A 17,049-nucleotide genomic window follows, 5' to 3' on the forward strand; every position below is an offset into this window, starting at 1 on the left:
CGGTCAGTCCGCCGTGCGACGATCTGTGGGATCCCGGATCGGTGGAAGGAGCCCGGACCTTGCCCGTGGTGCACGCTCTGTGGTCGCCGGGCCGGGGTCTGGTCATCTGGGCGGAGCGCGACCGAGGGCCGGTGGGCACGTCGAGCCGTTCCGCCCGGATCGCGCTTTCGCACCCGTTCGCGGTCTCGAGCGCGGACCTGACCGCGCTGCACCCCGGCAAGCCGACGTCGGTGACGTTGCTGCTGCCGTCGCGAACGAACCGGCCGCTCGCCTCCGCGGAGACGGAGACGGCGGCGGGCGGCAAGCGGCGTGGCTCGGCGCCGTCCCTGCGGCCGTGGTCGGTGCCGGCGTTGGTCGTGGACGTCGCCGAGCTGGACGACCTCGACGAGTCGGCCTCGTACGGTTCCTCGGTCACCCACCTGCGGGCCGTGGCACGCCTGGCCGCGGATCTGGTGCGGCGCGGGCGGGTGCTGCCGACGCTCCTCCGGCGGGGCGACGCGGCGGAGGCCCGGTGGCGGCCGGTGCTGCAGGGCGTGGACTTCGTCGCGTTCGACGCGCTGGTCGCGGCCATGCCGCCGGTCGGGCGGGCCGAGCAGCTCGCGCCGCTCGCCGGGGCGTCGCCGCGCGCTCTGGTCACCGATGCCCTCCACGCACTCGTCGACACGGCGGTCCGGGATCGGCTGGCGCGGGCGGATCCGCCCGTCGGCCTGCGCGGGCATCGGGGCGCGGCCGGGGTGTGGCTGGCCGCTCTGCAGGGCGGCGATCCCCGCGTCGAGCTGCCGCTGGGAGAGCTCGATGTCCTGGCCGAGGCCGTCGCGAAGTGGGACGCGGTCGCCGACACCGATGTCGTCGACGGCCGGGCGTGTTTCCGGCTGGCCGAAGTCGGCACCCTGCGGCTGCCGGAGGCCGACGATCCCGACGACCAGACCGGCGACGGCACCAAGTGGCAGCTGCAGTTCCTCCTGCGCTCGACGGCCGATCCGAGCCTGCTGCTGTCGGCGGGGCAGATCTGGTCGGGCGAGGCGAACGGCCTGGTCCGGGACCCGCGGGGGCTGTTCCTCGCCGAGCTGGGCCGGGCCGCGCTGGTGGCCCCGGTGCTGGCGCCCGCCCTGCGCCGGAGCCGGCCGTCCGAGTACGACCTGACCGTCGAGGAAGCCGAACAGTTCCTCACTTCGGGCGCGACCCGGCTGATCGAGGCCGGGTTCGAGGTGCAGCTCCCGGCCACCTGGGACGGCCGTCGCCGGCTCGGGCTGCGGCTTTCCGTCCGCGGCGCACCCACCGAGCAGGTCGTCGCGCGCAGCCGGGTGGGCCGCGACGAGCTGGCCGTGTTCGGCTGGTCGGTCGCGGTGGGCGACGACGAGATCGGCCAGGAAACACTGGCGAAGCTCGTCGCGGCGAAGACGCCGCTGGTGCGGCTGCGCGGGAGGTGGATCAGCGTCGACCCCGACCGGCTCCGCGCGGGGCTCGAGTACCTGCGCCGCGACCCGCACCGGCGCACCCCGCGCCCCACCGCGGCCGGGGTGCTGCTGGAACTCACCCGTCCGGGGCAGGAGACGCCGCTGCCGGTCACCGACGTCCGTGCCGAGGGCTGGGTCGGCGACGTCCTGGCCGGGCGGGTCCAGCAGACCCTGCGGCCGGTCGAGCTGCCGCCGTCGTTCCGCGCCACCCTGCGCCCCTACCAGCAGCGGGGGGTCGCCTGGCTCGCCTTCATGTCGGCGCTCCGGCTCGGCGCGTGCCTCGCCGACGACATGGGCCTCGGCAAGACCGTCCAGACGCTGGCGCTCGAAGCCCTCGAGCGGGCCGCCGGCGAGCGCCGTCCCACGTTGGTGTTGTGCCCGATGTCGCTGGTCGGCATGTGGCAGCGGGAAGCGGCGGCGTTCGCCCCCGGACTCCGGGTGCTCGCCCACCACGGCGGCGCCCGCCGGCACGGGGACGCGCTCGCCGAACAGGTCGCCGCGGCCGACCTCGTCGTCACGACTTACGCGACCGCCGCCCGCGACGCCGAAGAGCTCGAGGCCTTCACCTGGCGACGCCTGGTGCTCGACGAAGCGCACGCCATCAAGAACGCCGACACCGCGACGGCCAAGGCGGTGCGGCGGTTCCGGGCCGAGCACCGGCTCGCGCTGACCGGTACCCCGGTGGAGAACCGGCTGGCGGACCTGTGGTCGGTGCTGGACCTGCTCAACTCCGGGCTGCTCGGCAGCAGGTTCGAGTTCCGGCGGCGGTTCGCGGTCCCGATCGAGCGCCGGGGTGACACCGCCACGGCCGCGGCGCTGCGCCGGCTCACCCAGCCGTACCTGCTGCGCCGGGTGAAGACCGACCCGGCGATCGTGCCCGAGCTGCCGGAGAAGATCGAGATCCGGCAGGAATACCGGCTCACCCGGGAACAGGGCACGCTGTACCGCGCGATCGTCGACGAGATGATGACGAAGATCGAGAACAGTCACGGCATCAAGCGCCGCGGCAACGTCCTCGCCGCGATCACGAAGCTCAAGCAGGTCTGCAACCACCCCGCGCACCTGCTGCACGACGGTTCGCCGATCGGGCGCCGCTCCGGCAAGGTCATCCGCCTCGAAGAGGTGCTGGCGGAAATCCTGGCCGCGGACGACCGGGTGCTGTGCTTCACGCAGTACACCGAGTTCGGTCACCTGCTCGTGCCCCACCTGGCCGGCCGGCTCGGCGCGGAAGTCGGGTTCCTGCACGGTGGCTTGGCGAAGGGAGCGCGGGACGCGCTCGTGGAGCGCTTCCAGTCCGGCGGCGGGCCGCGGATCCTCCTGCTCTCCCTCAAGGCGGGCGGTTCCGGGCTCACGCTGACCGCGGCCGGGCACGTGCTGCACCTGGACCGCTGGTGGAACCCGGCGGTGGAGAACCAGGCCACCGACCGGGCGTTCCGGATCGGGCAGGGCCGCACTGTCCAGGTGCGGAAGTTCGTCTGCCCGGGCACGATCGAAGACCGCATCGACGCCCTGATCACCGAGAAACGTGCGCTTGCGGGGATGGTCGTGGGCGAAGGCGACGGCTGGCTCACCGAACTGTCCACCGACGCGCTGCGCGGGGTGTTCGCGCTGGGGGAGGAGGCGATCGATGACTGAGCCGCTTCCGTGGTGGGCGACCCGGTTCGTCCGCGCGTTGACGGCGATCGGCGTCCTGCGGCCGTTGGCGGGCCAAGGGCGCGTGGAGTCCCTGACGGTCGGCGCCGGACGGGTCGACGCCGAGGTGCGGGAGGGCCGGCGTCACGAGGTGAGGATCGGGCTGACGGCGTTCGGGAAGGCGGAGTGGGCGGCGATCACCCACGCTCTCGCCGCGAAGGCGTCCCTTACGGTCCAGCTGCTCGGCGGCGAGTTGCCCCGCGAGGTGGAGCAGACCTGCAAAGCGGTCCGCTTGCCGTTGTTCCCGTCGTCGGCGCGGGACGTGTCGCTGGACTGCACCTGCGCGGACGCCGAGGTGCCGTGCGGTCACCTGAACGCCGTGTTCTCCGCGCTCGCGGCGCGGGTCGCCGACGATCCGTTCACCATCCTCGCGCTGCGCGGCCGGACCCGGGAAGCGTTGCTCGAGGAACTGAAGAACCGGCTCATCTCCGCCGAGCCACAGGATTCCGCCACTCTGACCGACGTCATGGACACCTTCTACGCCGGCGGCCCGGCCCCGGGCCTGGGCGGCGCGGCACCATTGCACACGCCCCGGACGCCGATCGACGCGCTCCTGGACCAAGCGCCGGCGTTCGCGATCACGGCGGGCGGCGAAGACGTCGCCCAGCTGCTCCGGCCGGTGTACCGAGCTCTCGACGGCGACTGACGCCGTCACCACCAGCCGCTCGCTGTGGACGCAGGCCAGCCGCACCTGCGGGTACTCGCCTGTGCCCGCCACTGCTCCCCCAACGACTTCCCGTGCTCCGCGACGCGTCCGCCGTGCCGGGCGGGAGTCCCGCGGCCGGAGCACCGGGCACGGTGACGCGGCGTCAACGGGCCGACACGGAATTTCGTACACCGCCTGCGTGGGCAAGGGGAGGGTGGTGGCCAACCGCTACCGGTTGGAGGAGGAACTCGGCCGGGGTGGCATGGGCGTCGTCTGGCGGGCGGTCGATCTCGAGCTCGGCCGGCAGGTGACGCTCAAGCGGGCGCTGGGCGAGGACGCGGGGCAGATTCGCCGGGAGGCGCGGATCGGCGCCGGGCTGCTGCACTCGAACGTCGTCACCGTGTTCGACACGGTCACCGACGGGGACGCCCAGTGGCTGGTCACCGAGTACCTGGCCGCGCGGAGCCTCGAGGAGCTCGTCGACGACGGGGGCCGCTGCCCGTGGCCCGCGTCCGGCGGATCGGCGCGCAGCTCGCCGCGGCGCTCGCGGACATGCACGCCCGCGGTATCGTCCACCGCGACGTCAAGCCGGGCAACGTGCTGGTGACCGCGGACGACCTCGCCAAGCTCACCGACCTGGGCATCGCCCGCTGGACCGAGGTCACCCGCACCGGCGGCGCGCAGCTCACCGGCACGCTCGGGTACGTCGCGCCGGAGGTGGCCGACGGCGCCGAAGCCGGGCCCGCCTCGGACGTCTTCTCCCTGGGCGCCACCCTCTACGCCGCGATCGAAGGCCGGTCGCCGTGGGGCTCGGGCGAGGACGGCCCGTTCGCGCAGGTGCGCCGCGCGGCCGCCGGTCGGCTCGCGCCCGCCGAGCGCGCCGGGCGGTTCGCGCCGGTGCTCGCCGCGCTCATGGCCCGGCGCCCGGCGGACCGGCCCAGTGCCGCCGAAGCGGTCACGCTGCTCACGGCGGACGCGCCCGTGCCACGGGCGCGTCACCACGTGCGCCGCCGGCTGCTCGCCGGGGCCGCGGTGGCGGCGGTGGCCGCGTTGGTGGCCGGTTTCGTCCTCGCCCGGCCCTTGCGGACCACCACCGGCAGCACCCCGGCCGGGCCGACCGGGCAAAGCGTCCCGGCCGGGGCGAACACCCTCGGCGCCGACCCGGCCGGGACGGACCCGTGCGCGGCGATCTCGCTCAACTCGCTCACCGGGTTCGGGGAGCCGTTCGTGGACCCGGAGGTGCTGAACTTCGGCAGCTGCGTGGTCACGACCACGGTGACCGGCAAGACCGGACAGGTGCAGACCCGGCTCGACCTGACCGGCCCGCTGCGGTACCCGCCCCGGCCGCCGGTGCCCGGCAGGATGGGCGAAATCGAGTACCCCGAGATCCACGACGGCTCGTGCGAGCGGGCCATCTCGTTCGCCGACGCCAACCGGATCGTCGTCACCTCACGCGCCATCGAACGCGCGCAGGACGCGCCGGTGTGCTCCTACTCGGACTCGGTGCTCTCCGGCGTGCTGACCAAGCTCGCCAACGGGCCCTTGCCGCGGCGTGCCCCGCTCCCGGAGGGGTCACTGGCGCACGTCGACGCCTGCGGCCTGCTCGACGACGCGACGACGTCCGGTGTGCTGGGCCGGGTCAAGAAACCGGATCGCGGGTTCGGTGGCTGGGGCTGCACCTGGGAGCACGCCCCGCGCACGATCACCGTCGAGTACAGCCGGGAATGGCCGATCGAGGGGGACGAGGAGGTGCCGGGCGACCGGATCCGCATCGGAACCCGCAACGCCGTCGTGGCGCCGGTGCCCGGCGGGCACCCGGAGTGCGCGGTCAAGGTCGTGCACCGCTCCTACACCCCGGCCCTGCCGGTGCTGCAGGGCACTCCGGCGGACCGGGAGGAAGTCGCCGCGGTCACGGTCGAGGACACCGCGGCGGCCGGTGGGGACGCGCTGTGCGCGACCGCGCGCTCGCTGGCGGAGGTCCTCGTCCGCCGGCTGCCGTGAACCGGGGACCGGTCCCCGGTGGGCCCGGCTGGAAAGGGAGCCGAGGCCGGGTTCGCGGGCCGGAGCAGACGGGACGAGAAGTGGCGAGACGGGTACTGGCCGGCGGGGCGCTCCTGGTGGTGGCCATGGCCGGGCCGGCAGCCGAGGGGGCTGCCGGCCCGGTCCCGCGCACCCGGCACGTCGGTCGGCACCCGGCCCACGGTGACCACCACCTCGCCGCCGGCTTCGACATCGGTGCGCACGAACGGAGGTGGCCGTGACCACCGGACGGCTCGACCCACACCACCAGCGCAGCCTGCGGCACGGCGTCGCCGGCACCGTGCCGGGCACGTTGAGCGCCCTCACCGTCACCGGCGGCGTCGCGGTGCCGCCGTCGCCCGGGCGCCGGGTGAGCTTCGGGCGCAACCGGCTGGAGGTCGACGTCTGCGTCGGCGAGGAGGACGTGCGGATCAGCCGGGTCCACGGGTTGCTCGTGCGCGAGCGGGACCGCTGGTGGCTCAGCAACACCGGCCGCTCGCCGATCCGGCTGTCCGACAACGTCCTGCTGCACCGCGACGCCGAACCGCTGCCGCTGGCCGACGGCTACACCGCGGTGTTCCTGCGCGGCACCCGCGAGCACGTGCTGGAGCTGCTCGTCTCCGACGGCGAGGCCGGCGTCGCCACGCGCCGACCGACGCACCCGACGGCGCCGCCGAAACGTTGGCGGCTGTCCCCGGAGGAGCACCTCGTGCTGGCGGTGCTCGGGCAGCGTTACCTCGGCTACGACCCCCACCCGCTGCCGCTGTCCCGTCAGCAGGTGGCCGCCGAGCTCGCCGACCGGCGGCCGCGCGAGAACTGGACGGCCAAGCGCGTCGAGCACCTCGTTTCCCGGGTCCGGCAGCGGCTTTCCGACGCCGGGGTGCACGGGCTGCGGCGGGAGGAGGTGGGCGAGCCGGTGGGGCTGACCCTGACCGTGAACCTGCTGCGGGAGCTGGTGCTTTCGACGACCCTGGTGCCGATGGACCTGGAATGGATCGAGCTCGCCGATCCACCGCGAAGCTAGGACCGCTCCGAAGCAGGCGGTGCGGCCGTCACCTCCGGTCCGGTCGACCCGCCGTACGTGGCGATCTTGTACTCGGTGGCCGCCAGGGAAAAGGTCAGTTCCCGGATCCGGCGGCGGATCGTGTCGCGGTGTTCGACGAGCATGTCCAGCCGCTCCGGCACGGTGTCGCCGCCGGCGTCGACGAGCGCGATGTAGTGCTGGAGGTCGCGCATCGGCATCCCGGACAGCCGCATCCTGGTGAGGAAAACCATGCGCCGCACCGCTTCCGTGTCGTAGACGCGGTAGCCGTTGCGGTCGCGGCCGACCTCGACGAGTCCGGCGCGCTCGTAGTAGCGAAGGGTGTGCTGGGAGATGTCGAGCAGGTCGGCGACCTCGGCGATCGTCATCGGTGCGGCCATCGCCGTGCTGTCGGTGAGCCGGTAGATGGCTTCGATCGCCGACTCGTCGTCCTCGCCGAGCATCGCCAGCGCCCTGCTCATCAGCTCGTCCGTAGCCATGCCACCCAGCCTAGATCGGCCGGGCCGACGCCGGGACATCGCTGAAGTCGGCGCTGCGGGCGGTCTCGGCCCACCTCTCGACGCCGTCGAGATCACGTCGGTACGCACGGGTGAGCCGCTCGACGGCTTCGCTGCCCAGCGGCAGCCGCAGCGGCACGTCGTCGCCGTGCGCGAGGGACACGATGATGTCCGCGGCCCGCGCCGGGTCGCCTTCCTGGGCGCCGTCGGCCCCGGCCAGGTCGGCGCGGACGGCCGCGAGAGCCTCGCGGTAGGTCTCCGAGGGCTCGGCGAACTCCAGCACTTCGGCGCCGTTGAACCCGGTCCGGAACCGGCTCGGCTCCACGATCAGCACCCGGATCCCGAACGGCGCGACCTCCCCGGCGAGGGACTCCGACCAGCCTTCGAGGGCGAACTTCGACGCCGAGTACGCGGACACACCGGGGAACGACAGCCGCCCGCCCTGGCTGCTCATCTGCACGATCGTCCCGGTCCCGCGTGCCCGCATGGCGGGCAGCGCCGCGCGGACGAGCGCGGCGGGGCCGAACAGGTGCAGGTCCATCAGTTCCCGCAGCTGCGCGTCACCGACCTCCTCGACCGCGCCGACCACGGCCCGGCCCGCGTTGTTGACCAGCACGTCGAGCTGTCCGAAGTGGCCGAGGGTGTCCCGCACCAGGTCCGCGGCCGCAGCGCGGTCGCGGGCGTCGAACTGCACGATGAGGCAGCGGTCCGGGTACTGGGTCGCCAGGTCGAAAACGCTTTCGGGCCGGCGCACCGCCGCCACCACCCGGTCGCCCGCCGCGAGCGCCGATTCCGCCAGGGCGCGCCCGAAACCGCGGGAAGCGCCGGTGATGATCCAGGTCTGTGTCGTCATGGCGCCGACGCTAAGGCTTCGAGCGCGCTCAAACGCAAGCACGAAGCCGGGCCTCCGCCGGGAATGATCGAGACGTGATGTCAAGATCCCCAGCGGAGGCCCGGCGCATTCCTGCAACCGGCATCGAATACAGCGTCCAACCGGTTATCCGGTCACGAGTTCCGACCCTGGATCAGCAGTGGCGCATCTGGTAGACGCTGTCCCGCATGGGATCGACCGGTGTGCGGACGTAGACGCTCGAAATCCAGCCGTAGGCGCCGGTGTCATCGGTCTGCGCCCAGTACCAGATGTTGTTCCGGCCGTTGTAGGCGCCGTCGCTCCAGCAGTTGAAGAAGCTGAACGACGAGGTGACCCGGCCGACGATCTGCGAGTCGAACGTGGCTCGCGAATACGCCGGGATATTCGCGATGTTCTCACACCACATGCCCCAGTCGCCTTGGGTCACGTAGCACGTCGCCGCCGCCGTGGTCTGGGCCGCGTCGGCGCTTGCCGGAATCAGTGTCATGACGCCTGCCGCGATGGCCGCGCCCGCGAGTGCTTTTGCCTTCTTCACTGGAACCCCCGAGGTTGTTCGTGTCCGAAGTGTGCGGTGTGCCGGACCTGCTCCGGCAGGTGGTTCAGCTCACCCCGACCGAGATCGTGCGGTCGTTCGCGATGGGGCCGACGTTGGAAACGTTGCCGGTGCCTTCGAGCAGGAGGGCGTCGGGCCAGCATCCGGGGCGCGAGTACAGCCGCCACGTGGTGTTGGACTTGACCGAAGAAACCACGTTGACGAAGTAGGTCGGGAGGTTGTAGCACTGGGTCGGGCCATTGAGGTAAATCGACGAGCAACAGAAACCGGCGTTGTCGAAGAACTCCGCATAGGTGGCCGAAGTGGTGGCCTGGGCCGGGGCTGCCGGCATGAGTGCCGTCGCTGCCACTGCTGCCGCGGCTGCCGCGAATCCCTTGGTGCGAGAAATCATGATTGCTCCCCTTGTTGTCGGAAAAATCGCGTCGGAAATGGCCGGCAAGACATGCCGGCAGGACGTCTCCGATGTGGAACCGATGTTCGGGCAGAAAAGATCAGTGTCCGAACCGGACACCCCTGCCGGCGGACATGCCGCTACCGATCTGTCGGTGACGATCAGTGATCGATTGCGGCTGATTCCGTTCGAGCGCGACTGTGCACGAGACCCCCCATATCAACGCGACTCGGCGATCATGGCAGCGGGAGTTCGGATAGGTCAACCGGACTGTGTCTTGATCACTCGTTTGTCCGAATCGACCGGTTGTGCGCTGTTCACGTCGGGAGCATGGCCGTGTCGGAGCCCTTCGACGTTGTTGCCGCCGTTCGCCGGCCAGGGGACCTGAGTATGTTTCCGATCATCGATCCCGAACACAGGAGGAACCGTGGCCAAGGGCTACTGGGTCAGCGTCTACCCCACGATCGCGGACCCCGGGATGCTTGATGCCTACAACGAACTGGCCCGTTCGGCCGTCAAGGCCGCGGGCGGGCGGGTGCTCGCCCGCGGCGGCAGCCGGGTCGTCGCGCACGAAGCCGGCATCGCCGAGCGCGTTGTCCTGATCGAGTTCGACAGTTTCGAGCAGGCGGTCGCCGCCCGCGCGAGTGCGGCTTATCAGAAGGCGCTGGCCGAACTTCCAGACGGCTTCGAGCGCGACTTCCGCATCATCGAAGGCCTCGACTGACGACCGGAGCCGCGTCGAAGAGGAACACGATGCGGCTGCGGGCATCGTCGTGGACCGCGTCAGCGGCGCGCTCGCCGACCTGCTCACCCGCGCGACCGGGTCCGAGCGGACCCTGCTCGACCTGGCCGAACCTGCCGAACCGCGGCAGGTGACGGTCCGCCGGTCACAGATCGGGGGCCTGTCCGGTCGTAGCGGGTGTATCCGTTCGTCGAGGAGGTCTTCTCATGTCTTTGACCGTGTTGCAGGAGGCGAAACCGCCGTTCGTGCCGGAGGGGGCGCAGGCGATGACCATCGTCGTCGAGTACCCGCCGGGCGACCCCGGCACCCCGCCGCACCGCCACCCCGGGCCCGCCTTCGGCTACGTGCTGGAGGGCGAGATGGTGTTCGAGCTCGAAGGCGAGCCGCCGCGGGTCGTCCGCGCCGGCGAGGCGTTCTGGGAGCCGGGCGGCGACGTCATCCACTACCAGGACGGCAACAACCGTGACGACGTCCCGGTGCGGTTCACCGTCACCATGCTCTGCGAACCGGGCAAACCGATGGTCGACCTCGTGACCGAGGACGAACTCAGCGCGAAAGGATGGTCGCGGAAGTGAAGATCGCCGTCATCGGCGGGACCGGGCTCATCGGCTCCCGCGTGGTCGAGATCCTGACCGCGAACGGGCACGAAGCCGTCCCGCACTCGCCGTCCACCGGGCTGGACCTGCTCAGCGGAACGGGCCTCGCCGAAGCGCTGGCCGGGGCCGACGTCGTCGTCAACCTGACGAACTCGCCGACGTTCGACGACGCCTCACCCGCGTTCTTCCGGACGACCATGGACAACCTGCTGGAGGCGGCGCACGCGGCCGGCGTCGGCCACGCGGTCATCCTCTCGATCGTGGGCGCCGAGCTGGTGCCGGACCTGGTCTACTACCGCGCCAAGGTGCTGCAGGAGGACATCCTCAAGGCCGGGCCCGTGCCGTACTCGATCGTGCGGGCCACGCAGTTCTTCGAGTTCATGGCCGCGACGCTGTCCTGGACCTCCGACGAGAACTCCGTCCGCCTGCCCGCGACGCGGATCCAGCCCATCGCCGCGGACGACGTCGCCCAGGCGGTCGCCGACGTCAGCACGGGTGCCCCGCTGCGGGGGACCCGGAACGTCGCCGGGCCGGAGGTGTTCGCCCTCGACGAGCTGGGCCGGATCACCCTCGCCGCCCGAGGTGACCAGCGTCCCGTGGTGACCGACGACCAGGCCGGCCTGTTCGCGGCGGCGTCCGGCGACGTCCTCGTCGCCAAGGACGGCGCCGTCATCGCGAAGACCACCTACCGGGAGTGGCTGGCGCGGTGAGGGAGACCGGGCCCGCCCAGCGCGCGGGCCCGGTCAACCGCGGTGCCAGCCGGCCAGCTTGGCCGGGTTGAGCACGATCCAGAGCGTGGTGATCCGGCACCCGGCGGTTTCGGCGCCGACGACCGCGACGGCGCGCGAGGCGTGGCGCAGGGCGAGCCCGGCGCGGCCGTTGACGGACTCGACGGTCAGCTCGGTGTCCGCGAGCCCGCCCATGACCTCGATGACCAGCCGGGCGACCGCCGCCGCGCCGCGCACGGTCCCCGCCGGCGCGGGCACCAGGCCGCCGCCGTCGCACGTCGCGACCGCGTCGTGGCCGAGGACCGCTTCGAGCGCGGCGCTGTCCCGCTGCCGCCAAGCCGCGGCGAACCGGCGCACGGTCTCGTCGTGCGGGTCGAACACGGATTCCTCCCGCCGGCGGGTCAGGCCGGGGCCGACACCGCCTTGTTCTTCTCGGGGTTGACCAGCCACAGCAGCTGATCGATGCCCTCGGCGGTGGCGCTGACCGTGAGCAGGCCGTACACGCTGCCGCCCTGGCGGAGCACGGCGGCGGTCTGCCCGTTGGCCTGGGTCCACCCGATGTCGATGTCGTCCCAGAACCAGCTGGAGATCGCCTGCAGGAACTTCGCCACCCGGCCGCTGCCCACGAGCGGACGGCGGGCGACGCCCTTGCGGCCGTTGCCGTCGGACAGGTTGGTCACGTCCGGGGTGAAGAGCCGCTCCAGTTCGGCCAGGTCGCCGGACCGGGCGGCGGCGAGGAACGTGGTCAGCAGCTCTCGCTGCTCGGCCGCGGGCACCGACGCCTGCCGCTCGCTCGTGAGGTGCTTGCGGGCCCGGCTGGTCAGCTGGCGCACCGCGGCTTCGGTCGACGACAGGATGTCGGCGATCTGCGCGTAGGAGTAGTCGAAGGCTTCCCGCAGCACGTAGGCCGCGCGTTCGCCGGGGGTGAGCTTCTCCATCAGCAGCAGGGCCGCGAACTCCAGCGCCTCCCCGCGCTCGGCGCCCAGGTACGGGTCCGCGGCGGTGTCGACCGGTTCGGGCAGCCACGGCCCGATGTAGGTCTCCCGGCGCTTCCGGGCCGACTGGAGGACGTTGATGGCCAGCCGGGTGGTGGTCGTCGCCAGGAACGCCTCCGGGTTGGTCACCGTGGCCCGGTCGTAGGTCTGCCAGCGCAGCCAGACCTCCTGCACCAGGTCCTCGGCCTCGGTGACGCTGCTGAGCATGCGGTAGGCGATCCCGAACAGGCGCGGCCGCACCCGGGTGAAGGCGGCCGTGGCCGCCTCGAGATCGGCGAGGTCGGCACTCATCCCGGAATCCGTCACCCCCCGACTCTACGATGCCGGCTCCCGGTGCCCCGGCCGCGCGGCCAGGGCACCCGGAAGCTCATTCGGCGAGCTTGCCCGCGGTGGACACCTCGCGCGTGAAGCGGTTTTCCCTCGTCGGCTTTGCGCCGGGTTTCCCCGCATGATCGTCTCCCGCGGCTGGCGCGCGACGTCGAGCCACACCCCGGCAGACGAGGACCGGCGCGGCGATCTGGTGCTCGGTCACGGTCACTTCGCCGGCGGCGGGTTGAGCGGGAGCCAGTCGGCGAACCGGGTGGCGGCCAGCTGCGCGCCGGGGCCGGGCAGGAGCATGTCCTTGTCCAGCAGGGCACCGAAGTAGCGGGCGTCCGGGTCGGTGACGACCTCGCGGGGGTCACCGCGGAAGGCCAGCCCGGTGCGGATCAGCTCGTCGAGCCCGAACTGCTCGGGACCGGCCACCTCCACGGTGCCGTTCAGCGGTGCGCCGGCGGCGACCCGGCCGACCGCGGTGGCCACGTCTTCGGCGGCCATGGGCTGGATCCGCGCGTCCGACAGGCGCACGGTGTTCCCCTCGGTCGCCGACTGGGCAATGCTCCCCACGAACTCGAAGAACTGCGTGGCGTGCACGATCGAGTACGGCCGCCCGGACTCCTCGATGAGCTTCTCCTGCGCGATCTTCGCGCGGAAGTAACCGCTTTCGGCGAGCCGCTCGGTGCCGACGACCGACAACGCCACGTGGTGCCCCACCCCGGCCTTCTCCCCGGCGGCGAGGAGGTTTCCGGTGGAGGTGCGGAAGAAGTCCAGCACGGCGTCGTCGGCGAACGAGGGCGAGTTCGAGACGTCGACCACGACCTGGGCGCCCTCCAGCGCTTCGGCCAGCCCTTCGCCGGTCAGCGTGTTCACGCCCGAGTCGGGTGACGCGGGCACGGCTTCGTGGCCGTGTGCGGTCAGCTTCCGGACGAGCTTCGAGCCGATCAGCCCGCTGCCGCCGATCACGACGATCTTCATGGTGTGCCTCTCCTCCCGCGTCCCGGCCGCTCCGGGACTTCGTTCTCCGGCAAGGACCGGACAGGCTCCCGGTTTGTGACAGCCCGGCTGTCACAAACCGGGACGGCGTCCTGTCTTCGCTGGCGACACCGACCCGACGAACCGGAGTACCGCATGGACACCCGTGGCGCCCACGCCATCGACACGATCGACGATCTCCGCCGCCACCTGCAGTGGGCGATCGAACTCGAGCACGCGACGATTCCGCCGTACCTGTGCGCCCTGTACTCGCTGGACCCGGCGCGCAACCCCGAAGCCACCCAGGTCGTGGGCACGGTCCTCGCCGAGGAGATGATCCACCTGGCCCTGGCCGCGAACCTGCTCAACGCCGTCGGCGGCTCACCCAAACTCGACACGCCGGACCTGTTGCCGCCGTACCCGCATCCGCTGCCCCACGGCGACCGGTCCGTGCACGTCCACCTGGCCCCGTTCGGCCCCGAGGCCCTGGAGCTGTTCCTGCGCATCGAGCAGCCCGCGTCGGCGGACGCGCCGCCGCAGAGCGACGAGTACCGGACGATCGGCCAGTTCTACGCCGCGATCGAGCAGGGGTTGCGCATGCTGTGCGACAAGCTGGGCGAGGAGCGGGTGTTCACCGGCGACCCGGCTCGGCAGATCGGCGAGTTCCACCTCCGCGGCGGCGGTGGCGAGGTGCTGCCGGTCCACGACCTGAAGTCCGCGTCGGCCGCGCTGGCGGAAATCGTCGAGCAGGGCGAAGGGGCCGCGCGCACGGACGTGTGGGACGGCGACCGCGACGTCTTCCACCCCGACCGGGAGGAGGTTGCGCACTACTTCCGGTTCCAGGAGCTGAAAGTGGGCCGCCGCTACCGGACCGGCGACACCCCGCAGTCCGGCCCGACCGGCGAGGAGATCGCGGTCGACCTCGGCGGCGTGCTGCCGATGCGGCACAACCCGCGGACCGCCGACCACCCGGAGGGCAGCGCGATCCGCGTCGCCCAGGAGGAGTTCAACCAGACCTACAGCCTGCTGCTCTACCAGCTGGAAGAGGCCTTCACCGGCAACCCGGGCGGGATGACGGATGCCGTCGGCACGATGTTCGGGCTGCGCAAGCAGGCACTGGCGCTGATGAAGCTGCCCACCGGCGACGGGAAGACGACCGCGGGCCCGACGTTCGAGTACGTGCCGCCCGAGCGGCGGAACTGAAGCAGGAGGCCCGGGCCGGCACTTTGCCTCAACATATCAACGGACGTTAGATTGAGGGGGTGAGTGACGACCGGTGTGAGCTGCTGTGCCTGGACCTCGACCACGCGGAGGCGCTGCGGATCGCGCTGCCCTCGGCCGAGGCGCTGCTGGCCCGCGCGGAGGTGCTGCGTGCGTTGGGCGATCCGACGCGGCTGCGGATCGCGCACGCCCTGTCAGTGGGCGACGAACTCTGCGTGTGCGACCTGGCCTGGATCGTCGGGTCGTCGCAGGGCTTGGTGTCGCACCACCTGCGGCAGCTGCGCTCGGCCGGGCTCGTCACCTCGCGGCGGGACGGGAAGCTGGTGATGTACCGGCTCGGGGAGACAGGACAGCGGGTGCTGGCGACGGTCGCCGCGCCGGCCGTGGAGGTGGATCCGGTATGAGCGACGCGTGCTGCGGCCCGGACGAGGACCGCCACGAGGAAACCGAAGCCGGGCAGCGGTTCTGGCGGATCCCGGAAATCCGTTCGGCCGGCATCGCGGGCGTCCTGCTGCTCGGCGGCTTCGTCGCGGGGTGGCTGGGCTGGCGTCCTGGGGGGATCGGGCTGCACCTGGCGGCCGCGGCGGCCGGTGGCTGGACGTTCGTGCCCGGCACCCTGCGCGCGCTGCGGAAGCGGCGCATCGGCGTCGGGACCCTGATGACGATCGCCCTGGCCGGCGCGCTCGTGCTGGGCCAGTTCGCCGAAGCGGCGATGCTGGCCTTCCTGTTCTCGATCAGCGAAGCCCTGGAGGACTACTCCCTCTCGCGCACCCGCCGTGGCCTGCGGGCCCTGCTCGCACTGGTGCCGGACACCGTCCGCGTCGTGCGCGGCGGCCGGGAGTCCGGGATCGCCCCGGCCGAGCTGCGGATCGGCGACCGCATGCTGGTCCGCGCCGGCGAACGCATCGCCAGCGACGGGACCGTCCTCAGTGGACGATCCGCGGTGGACACGTCCGCGATCACCGGCGAGTCGGTCCCCGTCGAGACCGGTCCGGGCGACGGCGTGTACGCGGGCGCGATCAACGGCACCGGCGTCCTCACCGTCGAGGCGACCGCGACGGTGGCCGGCAATTCCCTGGCCAAGGTCGTGCGCGTGGTCGAGGACGCCCAGCGCCGCAAGGGCGACCGGCAGCGGCTGGCCGACCGGATCGCCCGCCCGCTGGTGCCGTCGGTGATGGTGCTGGCCGTGCTGATCGCCGGGCTCGGCGCGCTGTTCGGCGACCCGGTCACCTGGCTCGAACGCGCACTGGTCGTGCTGGTCGCGGCCGCGCCGTGCGCGATGGCGATCTCCGTGCCGGTCACCGTGATCGCCGCGGTGGGTGCCGCGAGCCGCTTCGGTGTCCTGGTCAAGGGCGGCGCCGCGCTGGAAACCTTGGGCACGGTCCGGACCGTGGCGTTGGACAAGACCGGCACGCTGACCCGCAATCGGCCGGCGGTCACCGAGATCATCCCCGCCGACGGCGCCACCGAGGACGAGGTCCTCGAGGTGGCCGCGGCGCTGGAAGCGCAGAGCGAACACCCGCTGGCCGCGGCCGTCCTCGCCGCCGCCGACGCGACTCCGGTCGCGGCCGAGTCGGTGATCACGGTCCCGGGCGCCGGACTGCACGGCGTCGTCGGCGGATCCCCGGCGCGGCTGGGCAAGCCGGCCTGGATCGGCGCGGGCCCGCTGGGCGACGCGGTCACCCGGCTGGAGGAGAGCGGCACGACAGTCGCCGTCGTCGAGCACGACGGCGCCCTGCTGGGCCTGATCGGCATCCGCGACGAACTCCGCCCCGAAGCCGCCGAGGTGATCGCCGAACTGCGCGACGCGGGCGTGAAGGTCGCCATGCTGACCGGGGACAACGCCCGCACCGCCGCCGCGCTCGCGGCTCAGGCCGGCATCGAGCAGGTCCACGCCGAGCTCGAGCCCACCGGCAAGGCCGACCTCGTGCGGAACCTGCAACGCGGCCGGGGCGGGGTCGCGATGGTCGGCGACGGCGTCAACGACGCCCCCGGCCTGGCCACGGCCGACGTCGGCATCGCGATGGGGGCGATGGGCAGCGACGTCGCGATCGAGACCGCGGACGTCGCGCTGATGGGCACCGACCTGCGGCACCTGCCCCAAGCGCTGCGCCACGCCCGCCGGGCACGGGGGATCATGCTGCAGAACATCGGCCTGTCCGCGGCGATCGTGCTCACTCTGGTGCCGCTGGCCGCCTTCGGCGTGCTGAGCCTGGCCACGGTGGTGTTCGTGCACGAACTGGCCGAGGTGTTCGTCATCGGCAATGGCGTCCGCGCCGGCCGGCTGCGCCCGCTGCGGGGTGAGACCG

General features: G+C 72.4%; 17 protein-coding genes and 2 pseudogenes. 11 read left to right on the plus strand and 8 right to left on the minus strand.

Features of this window, described 5'->3' with window-relative positions:
• Window positions 1–59 precede the first annotated feature (59 nt).
• The 5 genes and pseudogenes from ACWED2_RS17170 to ACWED2_RS17190 all read left to right on the plus strand — a co-directional run bounded on the left by ACWED2_RS17170 (window position 60) and on the right by ACWED2_RS17190 (window position 6,838).
• Window positions 60–3,092 (plus strand): DEAD/DEAH box helicase, encoded by a 3,033-nt coding sequence (locus ACWED2_RS17170; RefSeq protein ID WP_449691451.1) that lies wholly within the window; start codon window positions 60–62, stop codon window positions 3,090–3,092.
• Window positions 3,085–3,795, plus strand: a complete 711-nt coding sequence (locus tag ACWED2_RS17175; protein ID WP_449691452.1) for an SWIM zinc finger family protein — start codon at window positions 3,085–3,087, stop codon at window positions 3,793–3,795. The genes ACWED2_RS17170 and ACWED2_RS17175 overlap by 8 nt, the downstream gene beginning before the upstream one ends.
• A gap of 262 nt (window positions 3,796–4,057) precedes the next feature.
• Window positions 4,058–5,796: pseudogene (locus ACWED2_RS17180) on the plus strand (protein kinase domain-containing protein).
• A gap of 80 nt (window positions 5,797–5,876) precedes the next feature.
• Entirely contained in the window at window positions 5,877–6,056 is a 180-nt protein-coding gene (locus tag ACWED2_RS17185) for a hypothetical protein (protein WP_449691453.1), read from the plus strand.
• The gene (locus ACWED2_RS17190) at window positions 6,053–6,838 is read left to right on the plus strand and encodes an FHA domain-containing protein (protein WP_449691454.1); all 786 of its coding nucleotides are present in this window, start codon (window positions 6,053–6,055) and stop codon (window positions 6,836–6,838) included. The genes ACWED2_RS17185 and ACWED2_RS17190 overlap by 4 nt, the downstream gene beginning before the upstream one ends.
• On the opposite strand, the gene ACWED2_RS17195 is transcribed toward ACWED2_RS17190, so the two are convergent.
• The 4 genes from ACWED2_RS17195 to ACWED2_RS17210 all read right to left on the minus strand — a co-directional run bounded on the left by ACWED2_RS17195 (window position 6,835) and on the right by ACWED2_RS17210 (window position 9,168).
• Window positions 6,835–7,335: a MerR family transcriptional regulator gene (locus tag ACWED2_RS17195; protein ID WP_449691455.1), complete on the minus strand. Its 501-nt coding sequence runs from the start codon at window positions 7,333–7,335 to the stop codon at window positions 6,835–6,837. The two genes, ACWED2_RS17190 and ACWED2_RS17195, sit on opposite strands and share 4 nt — an antisense overlap.
• Before the next feature lie 10 nt (window positions 7,336–7,345).
• Entirely contained in the window at window positions 7,346–8,206 is an 861-nt protein-coding gene (locus ACWED2_RS17200; protein WP_449691456.1) for an SDR family NAD(P)-dependent oxidoreductase, read from the minus strand.
• Window positions 8,207–8,378: 172 nt separating this feature from the next.
• Window positions 8,379–8,711, minus strand: a complete 333-nt coding sequence (locus ACWED2_RS17205; RefSeq protein WP_449691457.1) for a hypothetical protein — start codon at window positions 8,709–8,711, stop codon at window positions 8,379–8,381.
• Window positions 8,712–8,823: 112 nt separating this feature from the next.
• Window positions 8,824–9,168 (minus strand): hypothetical protein, encoded by a 345-nt coding sequence (locus tag ACWED2_RS17210; protein WP_449691458.1) that lies wholly within the window; start codon window positions 9,166–9,168, stop codon window positions 8,824–8,826.
• 427 nt (window positions 9,169–9,595) lie between these two features.
• On the opposite strand from ACWED2_RS17210, the gene ACWED2_RS17215 reads away from it, so the two are divergent.
• From ACWED2_RS17215 to ACWED2_RS17225, 3 genes are all read left to right on the plus strand, one after another.
• Window positions 9,596–9,892 carry a DUF1330 domain-containing protein gene (locus ACWED2_RS17215; protein WP_449691459.1) on the plus strand — a complete coding sequence of 99 codons (297 nt, stop codon included), beginning with the start codon at window positions 9,596–9,598 and terminating at the stop codon, window positions 9,890–9,892.
• Window positions 9,893–10,116: 224 nt separating this feature from the next.
• The gene (locus ACWED2_RS17220; protein WP_449691461.1) at window positions 10,117–10,485 is read left to right on the plus strand and encodes a cupin domain-containing protein; all 369 of its coding nucleotides are present in this window, start codon (window positions 10,117–10,119) and stop codon (window positions 10,483–10,485) included.
• Complete coding sequence (locus ACWED2_RS17225) at window positions 10,482–11,216, plus strand: SDR family oxidoreductase (protein ID WP_449691462.1); 735 nt, start codon at window positions 10,482–10,484, stop codon at window positions 11,214–11,216. The genes ACWED2_RS17220 and ACWED2_RS17225 overlap by 4 nt, the downstream gene beginning before the upstream one ends.
• Window positions 11,217–11,249: 33 nt before the next feature.
• Here the strand turns inward: ACWED2_RS17225 and ACWED2_RS17230 are convergent, their stop codons facing one another.
• The 4 genes from ACWED2_RS17230 to ACWED2_RS17245 all read right to left on the minus strand — a co-directional run bounded on the left by ACWED2_RS17230 (window position 11,250) and on the right by ACWED2_RS17245 (window position 13,522).
• A complete protein-coding gene (locus ACWED2_RS17230) occupies window positions 11,250–11,615 on the minus strand; it encodes a hypothetical protein (RefSeq protein ID WP_449691463.1) in 366 nt (121 codons plus the stop codon).
• Between the two features lie 20 nt (window positions 11,616–11,635).
• A complete protein-coding gene (locus ACWED2_RS17235) occupies window positions 11,636–12,535 on the minus strand; it encodes an RNA polymerase sigma-70 factor (RefSeq protein ID WP_449691464.1) in 900 nt (299 codons plus the stop codon).
• 61 nt (window positions 12,536–12,596) lie between these two features.
• Window positions 12,597–12,761 carry a hypothetical protein gene (locus ACWED2_RS17240; RefSeq protein WP_449691465.1) on the minus strand — a complete coding sequence of 55 codons (165 nt, stop codon included), beginning with the start codon at window positions 12,759–12,761 and terminating at the stop codon, window positions 12,597–12,599.
• Window positions 12,762–12,763: 2 nt separating this feature from the next.
• On the minus strand, window positions 12,764–13,522 hold the full coding sequence (locus tag ACWED2_RS17245) for an SDR family oxidoreductase (protein WP_449691466.1): 759 nt from the start codon (window positions 13,520–13,522) through the stop codon (window positions 12,764–12,766).
• A 153-nt stretch (window positions 13,523–13,675) separates the two neighbouring features.
• Here ACWED2_RS17245 and ACWED2_RS17250 point away from each other — a divergent pair, with 153 nt between their 5' ends.
• The 3 genes and pseudogenes from ACWED2_RS17250 to ACWED2_RS17260 form a co-directional block, all read left to right on the plus strand.
• Window positions 13,676–14,722 (plus strand): ferritin-like domain-containing protein, encoded by a 1,047-nt coding sequence (locus ACWED2_RS17250; protein ID WP_449691467.1) that lies wholly within the window; start codon window positions 13,676–13,678, stop codon window positions 14,720–14,722.
• Window positions 14,723–14,781: 59 nt separating this feature from the next.
• On the plus strand, window positions 14,782–15,144 hold the full coding sequence (locus tag ACWED2_RS17255; protein WP_449691468.1) for an ArsR/SmtB family transcription factor: 363 nt from the start codon (window positions 14,782–14,784) through the stop codon (window positions 15,142–15,144).
• A pseudogene (locus tag ACWED2_RS17260) lies at window positions 15,141–17,036 on the plus strand (heavy metal translocating P-type ATPase); the annotation flags it as partial. The gene ACWED2_RS17255 and the pseudogene ACWED2_RS17260, both read left to right, overlap by 4 nt.
• Window positions 17,037–17,049: the final 13 nt, after the last annotated feature.

This window comes from Amycolatopsis sp. NPDC005003 (assembly GCF_053600695.1).